Annotated in this window: 16 protein-coding genes; 8 read left to right on the plus strand and 8 right to left on the minus strand. The window is 61.9% G+C overall.

Features of this window, described 5'->3' with window-relative positions; genetic code table 11:
* Positions 1 to 149, plus strand: a 149-nt coding sequence (locus JO015_12025) for a carbohydrate ABC transporter permease (protein MBV9999824.1), incomplete at its 5' end; no start/stop codon positions are given.
* A gap of 111 nt (positions 150 to 260) precedes the next feature.
* On the plus strand, positions 261 to 2,525 hold the full coding sequence (locus JO015_12030; protein MBV9999825.1) for a glycoside hydrolase family 3 C-terminal domain-containing protein: 2,265 nt from the start codon (positions 261 to 263) through the stop codon (positions 2,523 to 2,525).
* Between the two features lie 53 nt (positions 2,526 to 2,578).
* Here the strand turns inward: JO015_12030 and JO015_12035 are convergent, their stop codons facing one another.
* From JO015_12035 to JO015_12045, 3 genes are all read right to left on the minus strand, one after another.
* Positions 2,579 to 2,782 carry a dodecin domain-containing protein gene (locus JO015_12035; protein MBV9999826.1) on the minus strand — a complete coding sequence of 68 codons (204 nt, stop codon included), beginning with the start codon at positions 2,780 to 2,782 and terminating at the stop codon, positions 2,579 to 2,581.
* A 178-nt stretch (positions 2,783 to 2,960) separates the two neighbouring features.
* Positions 2,961 to 3,539, minus strand: a complete 579-nt coding sequence (locus JO015_12040; protein ID MBV9999827.1) for a hypothetical protein — start codon at positions 3,537 to 3,539, stop codon at positions 2,961 to 2,963.
* Complete coding sequence (locus JO015_12045; GenBank protein MBV9999828.1) at positions 3,536 to 4,636, minus strand: NmrA family NAD(P)-binding protein; 1,101 nt, start codon at positions 4,634 to 4,636, stop codon at positions 3,536 to 3,538. The genes JO015_12040 and JO015_12045 overlap by 4 nt, the downstream gene beginning before the upstream one ends.
* Positions 4,637 to 4,771: 135 nt before the next feature.
* Between JO015_12045 and JO015_12050 the strand changes: the two genes are divergently transcribed.
* Positions 4,772 to 5,413, plus strand: coding sequence for a TetR/AcrR family transcriptional regulator (locus tag JO015_12050; GenBank protein ID MBV9999829.1), 642 nt, complete (start codon positions 4,772 to 4,774; stop codon positions 5,411 to 5,413).
* Here the strand turns inward: JO015_12050 and JO015_12055 are convergent.
* A complete protein-coding gene (locus JO015_12055; protein ID MBV9999830.1) occupies positions 5,401 to 6,687 on the minus strand; it encodes an MFS transporter in 1,287 nt (428 codons plus the stop codon). The genes JO015_12050 and JO015_12055 overlap by 13 nt on opposite strands.
* Positions 6,688 to 6,804: 117 nt before the next feature.
* Here JO015_12055 and JO015_12060 point away from each other — a divergent pair, with 117 nt between their 5' ends.
* Complete coding sequence (locus JO015_12060; protein ID MBV9999831.1) at positions 6,805 to 8,337, plus strand: TonB-dependent receptor; 1,533 nt, start codon at positions 6,805 to 6,807, stop codon at positions 8,335 to 8,337.
* A 23-nt stretch (positions 8,338 to 8,360) separates the two neighbouring features.
* Here JO015_12060 and JO015_12065 read toward each other — a convergent pair whose 3' ends face one another.
* The 4 genes from JO015_12065 to JO015_12080 form a co-directional block, all read right to left on the minus strand.
* Entirely contained in the window at positions 8,361 to 8,603 is a 243-nt protein-coding gene (locus tag JO015_12065) for a hypothetical protein (GenBank protein MBV9999832.1), read from the minus strand.
* Positions 8,604 to 9,560: 957 nt separating this feature from the next.
* A complete protein-coding gene (locus tag JO015_12070; GenBank protein MBV9999833.1) occupies positions 9,561 to 11,831 on the minus strand; it encodes a penicillin acylase family protein in 2,271 nt (756 codons plus the stop codon).
* Between the two features lie 130 nt (positions 11,832 to 11,961).
* Positions 11,962 to 12,747, minus strand: a complete 786-nt coding sequence (locus JO015_12075; GenBank protein MBV9999834.1) for an anti-sigma factor — start codon at positions 12,745 to 12,747, stop codon at positions 11,962 to 11,964.
* Positions 12,744 to 13,277 carry a sigma-70 family RNA polymerase sigma factor gene (locus tag JO015_12080; GenBank protein ID MBV9999835.1) on the minus strand — a complete coding sequence of 178 codons (534 nt, stop codon included), beginning with the start codon at positions 13,275 to 13,277 and terminating at the stop codon, positions 12,744 to 12,746. The genes JO015_12075 and JO015_12080 overlap by 4 nt, the downstream gene beginning before the upstream one ends.
* Positions 13,278 to 14,009: 732 nt before the next feature.
* On the opposite strand from JO015_12080, the gene JO015_12085 reads away from it, so the two are divergent.
* The 4 genes from JO015_12085 to JO015_12100 all read left to right on the plus strand — a co-directional run bounded on the left by JO015_12085 (position 14,010) and on the right by JO015_12100 (position 18,005).
* Positions 14,010 to 14,897 carry a metallophosphoesterase gene (locus JO015_12085; protein ID MBV9999836.1) on the plus strand — a complete coding sequence of 296 codons (888 nt, stop codon included), beginning with the start codon at positions 14,010 to 14,012 and terminating at the stop codon, positions 14,895 to 14,897.
* 14 nt (positions 14,898 to 14,911) lie between these two features.
* Complete coding sequence (locus JO015_12090; protein ID MBV9999837.1) at positions 14,912 to 15,331, plus strand: DUF2231 domain-containing protein; 420 nt, start codon at positions 14,912 to 14,914, stop codon at positions 15,329 to 15,331.
* Positions 15,332 to 15,334: 3 nt separating this feature from the next.
* Positions 15,335 to 15,709, plus strand: coding sequence for a c-type cytochrome (locus JO015_12095; GenBank protein MBV9999838.1), 375 nt, complete (start codon positions 15,335 to 15,337; stop codon positions 15,707 to 15,709).
* Positions 15,710 to 15,989: 280 nt separating this feature from the next.
* Positions 15,990 to 18,005, plus strand: a complete 2,016-nt coding sequence (locus JO015_12100; GenBank protein ID MBV9999839.1) for a PAS domain S-box protein — start codon at positions 15,990 to 15,992, stop codon at positions 18,003 to 18,005.
* Positions 18,006 to 18,132 lie beyond the last annotated feature (127 nt).

Raw genomic sequence — 18,132 nt, forward strand, 5'->3', positions numbered from 1 at the left:
GGATCATGCAGTACCAGGGCCAGTACGGGACCGATTGGGGCAAGGTGCTGGCCTTTGTGAGCCTGACGCTGGCGCCGGCGGTGTTCTTTTACCTGCTGGCCCAGAAGCACATCATCGCCGGCCTGACCTCCGGCGCCGTCAAGGGGTGAAGCGCCCGGCTTTTGTACAGCGACTTTGCCATGAAACTTCAGGAAGACTTGTCTGCTCAGACATCGATGGACAGCGATTTCATTTCTCAAGCCCGTGCGCTGGTGGCGCAAATGACCCTCGAGGAAAAGGCGCTGTTGTTATCCGGTGACGGGTGGTGGAAAACCCACCGTATTGACCGGTTGAACGTACCGTCCGTAATGATGACCGACGGTCCCCACGGGGTCAGGAAAGTCGAAGGGGCGGCGCTTGCCGCCAGCGTGCCGGCGACCTGCTTTCCTACCGCCTCGGCGCTCGCTTCCGCCTGGAATACGGACCTGATCAGGGAAGTCGGCATGGCTTTGGCCGAAGAATGCCAGGCTAACGACGTCCAGATTCTGCTCGGGCCGGGGGTCAACATGAAACGCTCGCCTCTGGGGGGCCGCAATTTCGAGTATTTTTCTGAAGACCCGGTTTTGGCCGGCAAACTGGCAGCGGCTTACATCCAGGGGGTTCAAAGCCAGGGCGTGGGCACGTCACTGAAACACTACGCAGCGAACAACCAGGAGTTCGAGCGCATGGCGGCCAGTTCGAACGTGGATGAGCGTACCATGCACGAGATCTACCTGCCCGCCTTCGAGTTGGCGGTCAAAGAGGCGCAGCCCTGGTCGGTCATGGCTGCCTACAACCCGGTCAACGGCGTTTATGCTACTGAAAATGAATGGCTCCTCCAGGGCATCCTGAGGGCTCGCTGGGGTTTTCAGGGGCTCGTGGTTTCAGACTGGGGCGCGATTCATGATCGTATCGAAGCGGTCAACGCCGGGTGTAACCTCGAAATGCCCGGCAGCGGAGAGTTTCACCGGGACCAGATCATTCAGGCGGCCCGCACCGGCCGGATCCCGCCTGCGACGCTCGACGAGGTTGTGGTGCCGTTGCTGGCGGTGATTCTGAAGGCTAAAGCGCTTCACCGGCCAGACGTCGCATTCAACCCGGAAGGGCATGATGCTTTGGCGCGGCGGGCAGCCGGCGAGAGTGTGGTCTTGCTCAAGAATGACGGCGCCCTCCTGCCGCTCGATCCGGCAGCCTTGAAGAGCGTTGCGTTGATCGGCGCATTTGCAAAGACGCCGCGCTACCAGGGCGCCGGCAGTTCGCAGGTAAACCCGACAAGAATCTCCACGGCATACGAGGAACTGCTGAAGCTGATGGGCAAGGACACGGTCGTCCGTTACGCCGCCGGATATGCGGAAGAGGGGGAGACAACGAGTGAATTGCTCGATGAAGCCCGGCAGCACGCTAAGGAGGCGGAGGTCGCGGTCGTTTTTGCCGGTTTGCCCGACAGCTATGAATCGGAGGGCTTTGACCGCGCGTCGCTGGAGCTTCCGCCCGGTCACAATGAGCTGATCGAAGCCGTTGCTGCCGTTCAACCCAATACGGTTGTGGTCCTCATGAATGGGTCCGCCGTTACGATGCCCTGGGCAGGAAAGGTGGGGGCCATCATCGAGGCCTGGCTGGGCGGACAAGCGGGCGGCGGGGCCGTCGCCGACGCGTTAGCCGGCCGGGTTAATCCTTCGGGAAAACTGGCGGAAACGTTCCCTGCGCGACTGGAAGACACGCCTGCCTACCCGGATTTTCCCGCCCGGGACAAAAACGCCCTTTACGGGGAAAGGTGTTTTATCGGTTATCGTCATTACGACGCCAGAAAGGTGGCTCCGCTGTTTCCGTTCGGGTTCGGTCTCAGTTACACCACTTTTGCCTACTCGGACCTGAGGGTGAGCGCATCATCAATCCGGGATACCGAGGGCGTTACGGTGGAATTGGAAGTCAAAAATACCGGTCAACGGGCCGGCAAAGAGGTGGTGCAGCTCTACGTCCGTGAACAACACCCGAAGGTCGCCCGGCCCGAAAAAGAGCTGAAGGCCTTCACCAAAGTGGCCCTCGAACCCGGTGAGGAGAAAACGGTCCGGTTCCGGCTGGAAAAGCGGGATTTTGCCTGTTACGACCTTTCTATCCACGATTGGGCGGTGAATTCCGGAACGTTCGAACTCCTGGCCGGGGGGTCCTCCCGGGATCTTCCCCTGCGGCAGATGATAAACGTGGAAGCCACCGGCCGGGTTTATCCCCCGCTGACCCGCGATTCGTTGCTGAAAGAATTCGCGGCCCATCCCAAGGGCAAGGCGCATTACGCCACCTTGGCGAACGCTTTCGGGATGGGGAACTCTGATGAAGAAGCGACCGCTGACACACCGGATCTGACCCCGGAAGAAGCGGCCGCCAAGAAGAAAGCTGCCCGGGCCGTCAAGGCGTTCCTTGACGACATGCCGGCTTACAAGGTCAGCGCGTTTTCGGAAGGTAGATTTACTCCCCGGATGCTGGACGATATCCTCCGTCAGGCGCAGTGACGGGAATGGAGCGAGCGAGTGCCGCGTGGTAGCGGCACCCGCAAGACGTGCGGCTATTCAAGGTCGAACGAAATCTTCGCGTTAAGACGGAACTGCGTGATCTTCCCGTCGCTGACCTCGGCCGAGAATTCCTGCCCATAGATGGAATGAATGTGGCGCACGGTTTTGGAGGTTTCCTCAAGTGCCTTTTGGGCAGCTTGCTCCCAGCTTTGGTCCGACTGGGAGATCACTTCGATAACGTCAACGAGTCTGGCCATGGTTGATATCCTCAAGTCGAATTCGTGCGTAAGCGGAGCGCCGGCTTTCTATGGCGGCGAAAAATGGAGTTGCCGGGAGTCGAGTGTCGGGTGCCGGGTGCCGGGTGCCGGGCATTTACGGCGTCACCCTGAATGCGTTGCGCCGGTATGGGCAGGAAGGATAACTGTCTCAATGGTGTTACGATTCTTGGCCGCGTCCGGTGAACTGGCCCGGGGTCCCGGCCATTTTCGAAGGACGAAGCGCCTTTTCTCCTGGTGACCGGCCCGGCGCCGAGCCTTGCTTTCGCAGCAGCAGCCAAAACATCAGGCCGTGGGTGACCAGCAGCGGCGGTACCACAACCGTGGGGATGAAGTACGCAGCGCCCAGCGACCCTGGGTTAATCCCAACACCGATCACTCCTTGATAGAAAGCCATGAGGAGGTCCGCGGTGCCCCAAATGTTGAACAACCATGCGGTAGGGATCGCAAACGATGCGCGAGCGGAGACCGACCATAGAGTCAGGATCGCGAGAATGGCCGCAAGGAGATCACCGTACGCCGCCGGAAAAGCGAAAGCCGGCGACAGCGAAGGTGACACAACCCCGGCAATCAGGAAGCTAAGCCCTATAAACCGGAAGGTATGGGGAACCGTTAATGCGACGAGCGCTCGCTCTCGACGTGCCGTTCGGAGCCGAGGCCAGATGTAAATCCGGGTCACAATGCCGAAGGCAATAAAGCTCATGGCGACGCTGAGCCCGAATGACGGGAGGCCATTCATGCGAGTGCTCCCTTCAGCGCAGAGTCCGCCGTGAATGAGCCCTCAACGCCATGGCTCGCCATCCAGCCCGCGTCGTCGAGCGCAAGATGGGGCGCCGGCGGCACGGGCTGCCCTTGCGCCCTCTCGTAGGCCGCGGGATCCATCCCCGGGAGGATCGGTACCGCCATGAAGCGCGCAAAGGCCGCGAGCCGCGCGCCGGCGCCCTGGCGCGATTCGGGCAATGCCGCGTGGCGCCTGGTGATCGTTTCGAAGTCCTCGGCATCTTTTCCGGTGAGTTCGCGTATGGTGTCGTTGGGCGCGCCGACTGCGAACGCGCCGCGGTCATGGTCTTGGAAGTAATGCTTCAGGCCGCCGAGCAGGATGGGCTCCTTGCCCTGCGCCTTGGCTGCCTTGTAGAACATCCAGAGCGGCGTCCGCACGTGCCGCACGTCGTGGCCGACGACCTGGCCCATGACGGCGGCCATTTCGGTGACGGTGAGCAGTTTCGGCCCCGTCGGCCGGTAGCTCTTGCCCGCGTGGCGTGCGGGGTCCAGGAGCGCGGCGACCGCAACGCGGGCGATATCGTCGACCGAGGGTGGCGCGTTGCGGCCCTCGGCCGCAACGGGCAGCGGAAAGACCCCGAGGTGCGCCGCGAACGGCATCATCTCCAGGTAGGGGCTGTCAGCGAAGAAGCCGGGATTGACGACGGTGTGCGCGATGCCCGGAAGCGCGGCGAACATCCGGTCTATAAGCCACAGCTGGCGCGACATAAGCGCCGGGTGATTGGGCCCGGCAAGCCATTGGGAAAGCCCGACGATCTGTTCGAGGCCCGTCTCACGGGCCGCGACCGCAAAGGCTGACGCACTCTGAATCACGAAGGGGTGATAGGGCGGGCAATAGTAAGCCCGCTGCACGCCGCGCATCGCGTCCATCAGCTGACCAGGATCGAAAAGGTCCGCAACGACGACCTGGGCGCCGCGACGTTGGAGCCGATCGCTGCGCGCGTCCCAGACGCGGACGGCAGCTCGTACGGGCGAGCCTTTGGCCAGCAGCTCAGCGACCACGGCGCCGCCGGTCTTTCCGGTGGCGCCGGTTACCAGAATTTTTGGTTTAATCATGGCAAGAGACGAGAGAGGGGTAGCATTTCCAGGTTGGGTACGATATCGTACCATTACTACTGAATAATTGGTACGGTCTCGTACCAAATGCAAGTGAAAATGCCGGTAATCAAGAAACCTAAGCGCCCAATACCCGTGTCCCGCGCCCGGTCCAAGCGCGTCCCCAGCTCCATCCGCGACCGCGTGGTCACCGCGGCGTTTAGCCTCTTTCGTGACCGCGGTTTTTCCAGCACCAGCATGCTGGACATTGTCACCCGTGCCCGAGTGTCCAAACGCGACCTCTATGCCCTCTTCAAGAACAAGCACGCCGTATTAGCGGCATGCATCAGCGAACGCGCCCAACGGGCACGCCGGCCTTTGGACACGACGGCCCCTATGCCGCAGAGCCGGGATGCGCTGGCCGCGTTGCTCGTTGAGCTCGGCGTATCGATCTTGACGACGGTGTGCCAGCCTGAAGTGCTGACCGTTTATCGGCTTGCGATTGCGGAATCCGATCGCGCTCCCGAGATCGCTCGAACCCTCGATGGCAGCGGCCGTGAAGCTAACCAAAAAGCGCTCACCGAGCTGGTCGGACAAGCTCAAGCGCGGGGGTTAGTCCGCGCCGGCGATCCGGAAGCTCTGGCAATCCGCTATCTCGCCGTGCTTTGGGGAGACCTCCTGATCCGGCTGTTGATGCGTGTGCGCGAGGCGCCCACCGAACGAGAAATCGAGGTCCGTGCCCGTGCTGCGATGGAGACATTGACTGGTGGCCCTGCGGAAAAAGCTCATTCGGCTTGACCCTGGAGGCCGCTCCCCTGGCCAGCATCATGATGGCCGTGCCGGCGCCGCAAAAGGAGCGCCAACGGCAACATCAACAGCGGCGCGAGGCCGGAAACGGCCAGGCCCCAGCGCAGGTTGACCAGGTCGCCCATCCACCCCACGACCCAGGGCATCAGGATCCCGCCGGCATTGCCGGCTGCGGCCAGCGCGCCAAACATGCTCGCTCCGCCGCTTGGGAAACGGTCCGCGGCGACGGCGAGCATCGTGGGCCACAACGCGCTTCCGCTGAAGCCGGCAGCCACGCAAGCCGCCAACGCCGCGCCGGGGGCCGGGCAAAAGGACCCCAACAGAAACAGGCAAACTGATGAGGCGCAGCACCAAGCTATCAGGCTAAAGGGGTTGGCCCGTGCGCCGAGCGAGCCGACCGCCATGCGCCCCGCGGCCATGGCTACCGAAAACAGGGCCAACCCCACGCCGCCGACCCACTTGGAAAACCCCAAGGAGGTCTCGGCGTAAGCCGGCAGCCACTGGGCCATGCCCATCTCGGTGGCGCCCCCCAGGCCGATGGCGATGAGCGCGCCGATGAACCAGCTATCCCCCAGCAGGCGGCGCATCGGCTGGCGCAGCCCGTCGCCTGTCACCAACGCCGGAAAGGGCAGCGGCGCAAACGCCCCTGCCAACGCCAGGGGCAAAGGGAGGAGCGCCAGACAGGTGCGCCGCCAGTCGAACCCGATCCGCAACGCCGCCGCCCCCGCCAACGTCGTCGCCACCGCCCCCACACAGTAAAACGAGTGCAGCCAATTCATGGCCGCCGAGCGCCGGCGGGGGTTGAGGGCGGCGACGACGGGGCTCAAGACGAGGTCGAGGGTGCCGGCACCTAACCCCAGGCAAAAGGCGGCCGCGCAGAACGCGGCGTAGGTCGGGGCCGCCGCCATGCCGATCAAGCCGGCGGCGATGACGCCGTTGCCCGCCAAAGTAAACCCTTTGGACCCGTAACGGTCAGCCAGCGGGCCGGCTGCCAGGATGCCGACGACCAAGCCCGAAAAATTGATGGCGCCCAAACGCCCCAATTGCTCCCGGCTCAAACCGGCGGGCCCGCCGAAAGCGGCGCTCAAACTGGTCAGGAACACCGGGAGGAGGTTCACGCCGACGGCCAAACTCATCATCGCGCCGTAGCAGAGGCCGGTAAGCAGCCGGGGGCGGATCCGCCCGTGAGGCGGTGGAACGGGGTCTTGCACGCGGGTACCATGGCGAATGCATCCCCGCAGCGCCAGGGCGAACCTCACGGCCATTGCGGGGCCGCATGGCGGCGATGCTCAGGCATGCCAACCTGTTTGGAACCCGGCATCCGGCACCCGAAACTTCTCAACATTGTTCTCCGGCCGTTTCGTGCGTACGTTCGTGGCGTTATGCCCTCAGACGAACTCCTCACTCCGAATCTTAAAGCGCTCACGATTAATCTGGACGAACCGAGATACGGTACCTTCGCCGAGATTGGGGCCGGGCAGGAAGTGGCGCGCCACTTTTTCCAGGCCGGGGGCGCCGCGGGTACGATGGCCAAATCGATTTCGGCTTACGACCTGAAGTTCGGTGACGCTATTTACGGCACGGCGGCCCGCCACGTGTCGCCTGAGTGGCTGCACGCAATGCTCGATCACGAATACGATCTCCTGATCGAGCGTTTAAAAGAGCTCCGCGGCGATCGGTCGGCGTTTTTCGTGTTTGCAGATACCGTGTCGGCCGGCGGACAGGAAGACGCTGACGACAGGCATGGCTGGATGGGCATCCGTTTTCAGGATGCACCCAACACCACCCCCAGCGACATCATCCTGCACCTGCGCATGTGGGACAAGGAGCACATCCTCCAGCAGCAAGCGCTTGGCATCGTCGGGGTAAACCTCATCTACGGGGCCTTTTACTACCTTAACGACCAGGACCGTTTCATCCGTTCGTTGGCCGATAATCTGGGCATCGATCGCATCGAGGTCGACATGGTCACCTTTTCGGGCCCGTTGTTTGCGCAGGTCGACAACCGCCTCATGAGCCTGAAGCTCGTGGAATACGGCCTGACCAACGCGGTGATGTTCAGCCCGCAAGGTATGGTGTTGCAGCCCTCCGAGGTGCTGCATGACAAGGCAATCCTGGTGGAGCCGGGCAGTTTCCGGCCGGTGACGCTGGTTAACGAGGATATGCTGCGCTGCGCGTTGGCGCAGTTTCTGCAGGAGCCCGCCGTACAAGGGATCGACGTGGTGGTGTTACTCGAGATCACCCTGGAAAACCTGCGGGCCGCAGGGAACCTGGATGCGTCTCACTTTTTGGCGCGGGTCGACACGCTGGCGGCTCTGGGCAACAACGTGTTGATCTCCAGTTACCAGGAGTTCTACCGCCTCACCAGCTATTTCCGGCGCTACACCAAGCAGATGGTGGGGGTGGCCATGGGCATCAACACCCTGTTGGAAGTTTTCAACGAGAGTCACTACGAGAACCTCGAAGGCGGGATCCTGGAATCGTTCGGCCGGCTGTTTCGCAACGCCACCAAGCTCTACATTTACCCGATGCGGAAGGCTGCCTTCGACCGCTACTGCAAGAAACCCGCCGGGACCATCCCGGACGCGGCGACGCCTGTGCGGCCAAGGAGCACGTTACCGGTCGACGTTTACATCAACGCGAACAATCTGCAGGTGACGACGCATCTCCGAAATCTTTATGCACACCTGCTGGAAAGTCACTACATCGAAGCGCTGGTGGGCTATAACCCGGCGATCCTGGATATCTTTTCGCGCGATGTCCTGGCCAAAATCCAGGGTGGGGACAACAGTTGGGAAAACATGGTCCCGACGAAAGCGGCGGAGTTGATCAAGCAGCGTGGCCTTTTCGGGTACCGGCCGCTGGCGAACCCTGAATCACAGCCTGTTCCTGAAGCACCGGTCGCCGCATCGTGAGCGGCTGGCTGGTGCAAGAGCGATCACTGAAAAAGCTCGTGGAGGCAGGCGGGGCAGAATGCGTCCGCGCCCGTAAAGACCCGGTTGCCGGCGAGAAGGGCGTTTCGGTCCCCTTCGGAGAGGCCGAGTTCATTCAATTCGAACTCGCTCAAGCCTGCGAGCCTGGCTGAGGTCAACGGTTCTTCGTGCCCGGTAGCGCACATCCCCCCTTCGTCGTCGGGCGAGGCCACCCATACAGGGCCGGTGAGAATAAAACTGTCGGGCATCGGTACGAAGACACGGCCGCAACCGTCGCATTCACAGCTAAACTCATGGGGCGCAACGTGCAGAGTAGCCTTCCGACGTAAACCGCCGTTGCACCCAGGATTGAAGCCCCTCCATCCCTGGAAACGCCTTCGGACTTCGGCATGCAAACCCAGCAGTAACGGGCCAAGGGAGAACTTTTTCATGTCCAATAGGAGGTTTATCGTCAAGAACAGCGCTTGCTTAAGCCGTGCCAGAAACTTCCGCCTGCCCGAGCCCAAAAAAGTGACGGCGTGGTCAGCAGCCGGCGAGGGGACGCAGCCAAGCCGGGATCGGATGAGCAAGTCGTTGACCGCGAGGAGGAAGCGACTTACGGGGGCATCAAACCCGGGTGTCGGGCCGTCCATTCGACGAATCCCGGGACACCCGTATCCGCGCGCAGCGAGGCTCGGAGAAAGAATTCGTCCCCGGTTCCGGTTGTCCGGAACCGGGACTACGCGTCTCGGATACGGGACGTGTTAAACCATTCCGATGGCCATGGAAGTAAAATCTTGCCGCCCTTCCCAGGTGCCCTGCCAGGGTTAAACCTATTAAGCCTTATAAACGGCCTTAGGCCCAACGGGCCGGGAGACGGTTTGATGGCCTGAAGGGCCAAAGGAACTTCGGCCAGGGTTTAGCCCGGGGAAGGCGTTTCCCTCCCCGATTCAGCTCTGGCGGGGCGGCAGAAAGCGTTGCTGGCGGGTTCTGCCGCCCCTTCAGCAAATCCAGCCCGGCGGGGCGGGCGTTTGTTAGGATGGGCGTACAGGCGTGACGCCTTAGGAGGGCTCGATCGTGATTTGACGATTACCCAGGGGGTAAAGCCCTGGGCTATGTTCTTCCGGCCCGTTGGGCCTAAGACCGATTCAACCGGTTACGGAACATCCTCCGGCGCCGACACCCGTTGAGCCGCCATTCCACCGAGAATAACGATCTGAATGGAATTAAAACGCTTCGCGTTGCCTTGCGTGCATCACGACTTCTGCGCGGGTCCTGTACACCGGCCGCAGACTCCTGGTCTCAAAGAAGCGGACCTGGTCAGTGATGTGCGGCGATCCCGGCCGGGAAGCGTTCCCGTAGTTGAGAACGGCGCTGGCCTTCGCGCCGTCCGGGGTGAACTCCACAATCTGGATATAGGTTTCCCCGCCGTAGGCGAACGCCTGATTGGAGCCCTGCAAGGGGTAGAAGTACACCTTTCGCAACGCTCCAAACGGTTCATCGCTGCCGTTTCCCGGCGAGTTGGTCAGGGTGATGGTTTTCTGAAAGGCCGGATCATGGGTCGCGAGGAGAATCCGGTTCGCGTCGCCCCAGGCCGCGTCCAACCTCCCATACTGGGCTTGCAGTTGTTTGGCTGCCTGCACCAGGAACGGCACCGCCCGGGCCGGGTCCTTCAATCCGCGCGGAGTGGTCAGCGGAGAACCGGGTGCAAACGGTTGCCGGAACGCCGGGTACGACGGGCCCCAGCGGTCATCCTTCGGTGAGTTCGGGTCGGCGACGTAGAGGCGGTACCATTGTTGGAACAGGAGGGCGCCCCGGCTATCCGCATTACTGTTTCGATCCCAGCGTTGCAGCACGGCGGCGGCGGCCGCCGCGGTCGGATCGCCGGAAGCGCGCGCCGCGGTGATCAGGTCCGGCACCACCCGTTGGGCCATGATCATGGTGGTCGACATTTTACCCGCGATGATTTCTGCCGGGGTAAACTTGGGCCGGGAAAGGAGAAAAGTCGCCCCGTGCTGCGGCCGGAAGTACATGTCGTCGGGCGCGATGTAGCCGGGGTAATCTTTTGTGCGGATCGTTTGCGGAAAGGTCGCGAACCAGGGGGGATCATTGGAGTTCTGCACGAAGCCGCCCGGCGGATCAACTGTGCGCGGCAGTTCATCCCAGCGGAGGGTCTCGGTCCATAGGTTTTTGCTGGAAGTGCCGGGCAGGATACCGGCGAACTCAGCGTAAGTGCCGCCGCTCCGCCGCGGTTGCCGGCCGCCGAAAAGGTACATGATGTGGCCTTCCCGGTCCGCGTAGATGACGTTGAAGAAAGGCATCTGGAGGCGGCGGTTGGCCTGTACGAACTCCCCGAATTGCCGCGCAAGCATCATCTCCCAGTACTGGCTCATGACCGAGTTGGTATCCAGGCCGGCGACGCGCAGGGCCAATGCCTTGTCGTCGCGCCTGGCAATCACCGGGCCGTGAACGGACGAGAGCACCGAGACGGTCTGGGGCACGAGGGCGCCGTCAGGCTGGCGCACCTTGATCTCCGAGGTACGTACGTCGAACGGGTGAACCTGGCCATCAAAGAGGTAACCGTCGCCCGACCGTTGCAGTTCATAGAGGTCGGCGTTCTTGATGGCGTTGTTCGTGTGGGTCCAGCCGAGGTAATCGTTGAAGCCGATCCCCAGGCACGGCGACCCGGGAAAGGCGACTCCGTACGCATTGACCAGAGGATGGTCCGGGTCGCCGACCACGAGGTTGGCTTCCATCCATTGATACACGCCCAACCCCGGAAGCGGCTGGTTTACGCCCCACCCCAACTGCGGATTTCCCACCAGGATCGGGTGTCCCGAGACGGACTTTGCCGGCGCGAGTGCCCACCCGTTTGAAGCTTTATGCACCTTGATCTGAACGGCGGCGCCGGCGTTGAGCTGGCTATGCTGCCAGCCGGCCAGCAACTGGGCGACGTTTGACTGGTAGAGCATGAAGTTGAAGTGGATGGTGAACTGGAACAACGCCGGCACGTCGGACGGCACCAAGGGCAACACCGGTTGAAAAACCGGGCTGATACCGTCCCGGTGAGCTGCGGCGTAAGCGTTCATGCCCTCGACAAATGCGTCGATCAACCTCCGTTGGGGCAAACCGCCCTGCCGGTACCACTCCTCGGCACGGGGTCCGATGCCATAGGTCACCACCCGCGTATCGCTCTCCACGTTCGCACCCTTTTCGCCCGGCCCGAAATACTCGGCCGATCGTCCCCTCGCCGCGGCGATGTTCTGCAGGATCAACTCCGCATGATTCTCCATCTGGGCGTAGCCGAAACCGCGCACGACGGTCAGGAGATCAGGACCATAAATGTGCGGAATACCAAACTCGTCCCAGAGGATTTCGCCAGGGTGAGGCGGGGAGGCTTGCGCGCCGGACAACGCTTGCTCGAGAGGGGACAAGGCCGCAGTTGAATCATTTTCCAAAAACGCCATCAGCGCAAAAATAAGCAGGATCCGGCTCATTGTGATGCCCATTTCTTTTTCGCGCCACGCTTGGCGCGGGGGGCTTACCGATTCTCAGGCTGGTTCAGCCGGTTTTTGCGCCGGAGGGGCATTTAAAAAGCGCAACCTTCTGCACGCTGCCTGCCGGCCGCTAGAGCAGTTGCATCTCGAGGTCGGCGAACGCCCGCAAGTCGTCCATGCGAACATCTGAGACCGCCCAGAAGAAAAATCCGCCCCGCTCCCAGTGCAGAACGTTGTAGCCATTCTGGGAGAAACTTTGCACCGGGGCCGCGTGACCGGATTTCGACGGCCCGATAAACAGGTTGATGATGTGTTTATTGCGCCGGTAAACCAGGGCGGCGACCTCCTGGCGGTCGAGGTAGTCGAGCCGTCCACCGATCAGGTCAAACCCGTGCTGAGCGAAGTCCTGCACGGGCGGGGAAAATTCCAGTTTTCCGGCAAACCATGGCTTGACCGTGTGTTGGTCGGTCGAGGGTACGTCCAAAAGGTGCGTGGCGAGCAGCGATCGGATATGACCCTGGATCACCTGCGCGGCGAGCGTGCGATCCTCGGCGCCGCCGGTAAGCCAACCCGGCCGTAAGAGAGCCAGCCCGAAAACGATGGCAAGAACGGCGGCAAGGGCCATCGGAACGGAAAACCAGGGGATCACGACCCGTTGCCGGAAACGGTCCGCACGTTCCTTCGGCTTCGCGGGGGCCGCCGGCAGAGAAGATAGAACCCGGGTGCGCAGCGAGTCCGGCACGTCGAACGCGAGTTCGGGCTGGCCCAACAGCTCGCGCAGCCCTTTTCGGGCCTCGAGAATCTGAGCGCACGCCGCGCACTCACGCAGGTGACGCTCTACGGCGATGATCGTCGCGGCATCCAGTTCGTTGTCGATGCAGGCATCTATGAACTCCTGACACTCCTCGCAATTCATAGGTCGTCGTGTTCCTTGCGCTCGCGCAGCGAGAGTTGCAGCTGGTCCCGGGCACGCGACAGGCGCGACATTACCGTGCCTAGGGGAATCCCGGCCACCTCAGAGATCTCCTTGTAAGACAAACCTTCCAGTTCCCGCAGGACCACGATCTCACGAAAGTCTGCCGGTAACGCCGCGATCGCCTCCCGAACGGTTTCAATCGTCGCCTTGGCAACTACGCTGGCGCGGGGTCCCGGCGCCGCATCCGGGATGTCATTGATCTCTCCCTCCGGCACAAGCTCTCTTTCTTTCACGTTCCGGGTTTTTAACGCGTCATAACACGTGTTCCGAACGATTCGCAGAAACCAGGCGCGTACGTTTCCCTCCGTGCGGAAACTCTCGAAGAAACGGAAGGCTTTAACGTAAGAATCCTGCACGACATCCTGGGCATCCTCTTCATTCCTCATCAACCAACGGGCAAGGTTATACGCATCCTTCATCAGCGGCAGCGTAAGATTTTCAAACCGCGCCCGAGCTTGCTCGTCGTTCATGCGACGGTGCTACCGTAGAGAAAACCTACCGGGATTCGAGGAATTTTATTCCTCAGAAGGTGCGCGGGGGCCGAGAGCGCTGAATGTCATACCCCTGGATCTCCCGCACACCTTCTACGCCCCTTCTCAGGGTGGTTGAGCCGGTTTTAGCCCCGCAGGGGCGGCAGAAAATGCGAGCGACACCTTTTTGCCGCCCCTTCAGCAAATCCAACCCGGCGGGGCGGGCGTTTGTTAGGGAGGGCGTACAGGCCTGACGCCTTAGGAGGGCTGGATCGTGATTTGACGGTTACCCAGGGGGTAAAGCGCTGGGCTAAGTTCCCTTGGCCCTTCGGGCCGTGAGACGGTCATGGCCGTCCCAGCGCTGCCCTCAAACACTGTGGGTGAAGCTCAACCGGTGTAAGGAATAAACGCGGGCCGCTCCGGGTAGTTAACGATGTCGGCAGAGTGAGTCGACGCAAAAACAAAAAGAACCGGAGAAAACACTTTAATGAACAATCGTTGTGCCAGTTGTCAGGCCCGCTGCCGCTTCCGCAGCGTTCCTGGCGGCGCCTGCAAAATCCATCCGGATGCGGACCGGGCGATCCCGTTTCAACCCCCGTCGCTTCATCATCATGCGTCCGGGATCAATGCAACCGCGGAGAGGAAGGTGGGCCGGTGAAAAAGGCTTCCTCAGATTACATCGTTCAAAACGGCCACGACGACGCGGTTGATCGCCGCGGATTCCTCAAGTGCATGGCGTGGGCCGGCACGGGCGTCATCTGGTCGATCAATGGCGGGATCTTAACATCTAATGTCCTGGGAGAAGGCGCCGCCAACGCGGGTGCCATCGCTTCGGCGGAGCTGAATTTCGTCCAGATCAGCGATAGCCACATCGGCTTTGACAAGCCGGCCAACACCGACGTGTCCGGCACGTTTCGGGAAACCATCAGGCGCATCAACGCCCTGCCGAAAACATCCGAATTCCTGCTGCACACGGGCGACTTGACCCACCTTTCCGACCCGGCCCAGTTCGATACCCTGGCGCAGTTGCTCAAGGACTGCAGGACCAAGGACGTTTTCTATGTGCCGGGTGAACACGATATTTACGACGGCGGCGCACAGTTCCGGGACAGGTTCGGCCAGAAAACGGCCGGTTCAGGCTGGTACAGCTTCGACCAGAAAGGGGTCCACTTCGTGGGCCTGGTCAACGTGGCCAGCATCCAGGAAGGCGGCCTGGGCGTCCTGGGGCAGGAACAACTTGACTGGCTGGAAAAGGATCTCAAAGGTTTGTCGGCCAGCACGCCCATTGTCTTGTTTGCTCACATCCCGTTATGGGCGGTCTACCCGCGATGGGGCTGGGGGACCGACGATGCGGAGCGCGCCCTCGGGTTCGTCAGGCGCTTTGGCTCGGTGACGGTGCTCAACGGGCACATCCATCAGGTGATGCAGAAAGTGGAGGGTAACATCACCTTCCACACCGCCCGCGGAACGGCCTTTCCATTACCCACGCCCGGTTCGGTGCCGAAGCCGGTGCCGGTGGTGGTGGAAGCCGCGCACCTCAAACAGATGCTGGGGCTGACGAGCGTAAACTACACCCAAACCAACCATAGCCTGGCTGTGGTCGACTCCACGCTAGGGTAAGAAAACGCGTTGCCATGATTTCCTGGGACAAAGTTCACGGCGGACTGACACATTTTCCGATCGCGTTGTTGTTGTTTTCAGCGGCTTGCGACTTTGCCGCCGTCGCATTCCGGAAACTGCCGTTTGCGCGGGGGTTGCAAACCGTAAGCTATTATGGGTTGATCTGCGCCGCGGCCGGCTCCATCGTCGCCGTAACCTCCGGCCTTGCCCTCACAAACGGCGTTTTCTGGGGGCGCGGCGATTTGCTGCTCCACCAACGCTTAGTCTGGCCGACATTCGGTCTGCTGGTCGGTCTGGCCGTGTGGCGGCTGATCGTACGGGACGCGATGTCGCGGACGGGCCGGTGCGTGTACCTGGTCCTGATGGCCCTGGCGTCCGGGTGCGTGGCGGCTGCGGGGTATTTCGGAGGGGAACTGTTGTTGAAAGGCGGCTGAACGGTGCTGACCTCACTCGAAATCAAAGGCGCGGCGGCTGCCGTCATGGCCTCGGCCCTCCTCCTGACCGGGACCTTTGCCGCCGCCGGCCTTTATCGGGCGCACCGCCGCGCGGATCACGAGGCCCGGGAGCCGGTTCCTTCCGCACTGGCTACCACCAAGGGACGCAGCTTCTTCTTTCGAAGCTGCGCGCACTGTCATGGTCAGGATGCCGATGGGGGTGAAGACGCTCCAAGCCTGCGCAAACTCCAGATCAGCGGCTCCCACATGGCTCTCGTCATCCGCAGCGGCATCAAAGGTGAGATGCCGTCATTCGCCAAGACATACAATGACGAGGACACCGGGGCGATCGTGGCCTATCTGAAAACGTTGAACTAAGGATTGGGAGTTGAACGTCCGGTAAACCCTGGCTAAGTTCTCCTGGCCCTTCGGGCCGTAAACCGGTCACAAAGCCGGCCGAGGAAGGGCGGTTGGGTTGCGCAGATTGTACCTCGATGACTATCGAGGTGGTATCAGGTGACCCGAATGCACCCGGCAGCGTCCGGTCTGAACTGCGCTTGGGCTGCGGGGAAACCTGTTTCGAACTTGCGCCAATTGTGAAAAATATTCGTTTTCGACCGTCGATCGAGTATTGATTTGTCTTTACCGGCCTTCAATTGTGCACCGCCGAAACCTGGAGCTCGCCCCGCCGCCATCGGTCCTCATCACCGGCCCGAGCGGGGATGATCGACCTGCTCAGCCGCGTGTGTACGTGATCGGCAAGGACCGGACGTGCCGGGAGGAACTCTCAATGCTGCTGCAACCGCGACACGCATTCGAGTTGTTTGAAGATGGCCAGCCGGCCCTTGAGGCAGCCCGGCGCGTGCTGCCGGACCTGGTTATGCTTGAAATGCCCGCCTCGCAAGGCAAGGGGGATACCCTCGATTGGCTGCGTGCCTTGCGGGACGACATTGATGCGCGGCTGCGCGCCCTACCGGTCATCGCGTTTGGAGCCTTGGACCACGGCGTGCGGTCGTGCGCCTTCGAGGCCGGAGTGAATGATTTCGTGCCCCGGCCTTTTTGCCGGCATGAGCTTTGGGCCCGCATCGATACGCAGCTCGAACTCGCCGCATTCAGACGCGCGGGGAGCGAACTGCAGCAGCGCGAGGACCATTTCCGATCGCTGATCGAGAACTCTTCCGACCTGATCACCGTCATCAATCAAGAAGGTTTTATCCGGTACCAGAGCCCGTCAGCGGAGCGCATCCTGGGTTACCGGCCCGCGGACCTCGTGGACCGGAGCGCTTTCGAGTTGGTTCATCCGGACGATCTGACCCGCGCGCGGGCGGCCCATCAGCGCGCATGGCGCGACCCGGCGCCTCGGACTCCGGTCGAATACCGTTTTCGCCACCGCGACGGCACCTGGCTGGTGTTGCAGTCGATCGGCCGGCGCATGGCAGCCGTCGAAGGGGGTGAGAGCTTGATCGTGGTCAACTCGCGCGACGTCACGACGCATAAACAGCTGGAAATACAGTTGCGCCAGGCGCAAAAGATGGAACTCGTCGGCCGGTTGGCGGGCGGCGTCGCCCACGACTTTAACAACCTCTTATTGGTCATCTCGGGCCACCGCGAATTACTTGAGCATGGCGACCTTTGCCCGGGGGATCTCCGGGAATCTCTGGCTGAGATCGGCCGGGCGGTTGAACGTGCGGCCGCTCTGAACCGGCAGTTGCTTGCCTTCAGCCGCCGGCGGGTCCTCGAGCGGAAGGCACTGGATTTGAACGACGTGGTTACCGCCACCGAGAAGATGCTGCGCCGGCTCATCGGCGAGGATATCCAGCTCATCACCAATCTTCAGTCCGGGCTCAGCCCGGTGCGAGCGGACCCGGGTCAACTCGATCAGGTGATCCTGAATCTTGCGGTGAATGCCCGGGATGCGATGCCCCGGGGCGGTATCCTGCAACTGGAAACTCGCGAACTCGAAGTGGACCGGCTTCCTACGGGCGGGTTCCCGCGCGAGGGGCCGTCCGGCGGCCGTTACGTGCGGCTGGCCGTCAGCGATACCGGGACGGGCATGACGCCGGAGGTGCAGGCGCGAATTTTTGAGCCCTTTTTCACGACGAAAGCCGAAGGGCAAGGCACCGGGCTGGGCTTGAGTGTGGTACAAGGAATCGTTCACCAGAGCGGGGGACACCTCGAGGTGGCAAGCCGGCCCGGTCGCGGCACGACCTTCAGCGTTTACCTGCCGGCCCTGCGCGGCCTGGCCGTGCCCAAGCCTGCGAGGTCAGCCGGCAGACCGGCGCCGGGCCGGAGCGAAACGGTGCTGCTGGCCGAGGATGAGGATCCCGTGCGCGCCGTTACGGCCCAACTGCTGAAGGTGCTCGGGTACCGGGTCCTCCAGGCATCCAGCGGCGCCGAGGCATTGCGCCTGGCCGAGACCAGCCGGGAAAAGATCCATTTGTTGCTGGCCGACGTGGTGTTGCCAGGATTGAGCGGGCAACAGTTGGCAAATATCCTCACGGCCCGGGACCCAGGCATGAAGGTGCTTTTCCAAAGCGGCTACACGGACGATGCGATCATTCGCGGCGGCATCACTCAAACCGAAGTCGCCTTTGTGCAAAAACCCTTCACGATCGACGTCCTGGCCAAAAAGATCAGGGAAGTCCTCGACGATCAAATGCCGCAAAACGGGTAACGGGTAAGGGGTAACGGGTAACGGGTAACGGGTAACGGGTAACGGGTAACGGGTAACGGGTAACGGGTAACGGGTAACGGGTAACGGGTAACGGGTAACGGGTAACGGGTAACGGGTAACGGGTAAC

Source organism: Verrucomicrobiota bacterium, from assembly GCA_019247695.1.
Classification (GTDB): domain Bacteria; phylum Verrucomicrobiota; class Verrucomicrobiia; order Chthoniobacterales; family JAFAMB01; genus JAFBAP01.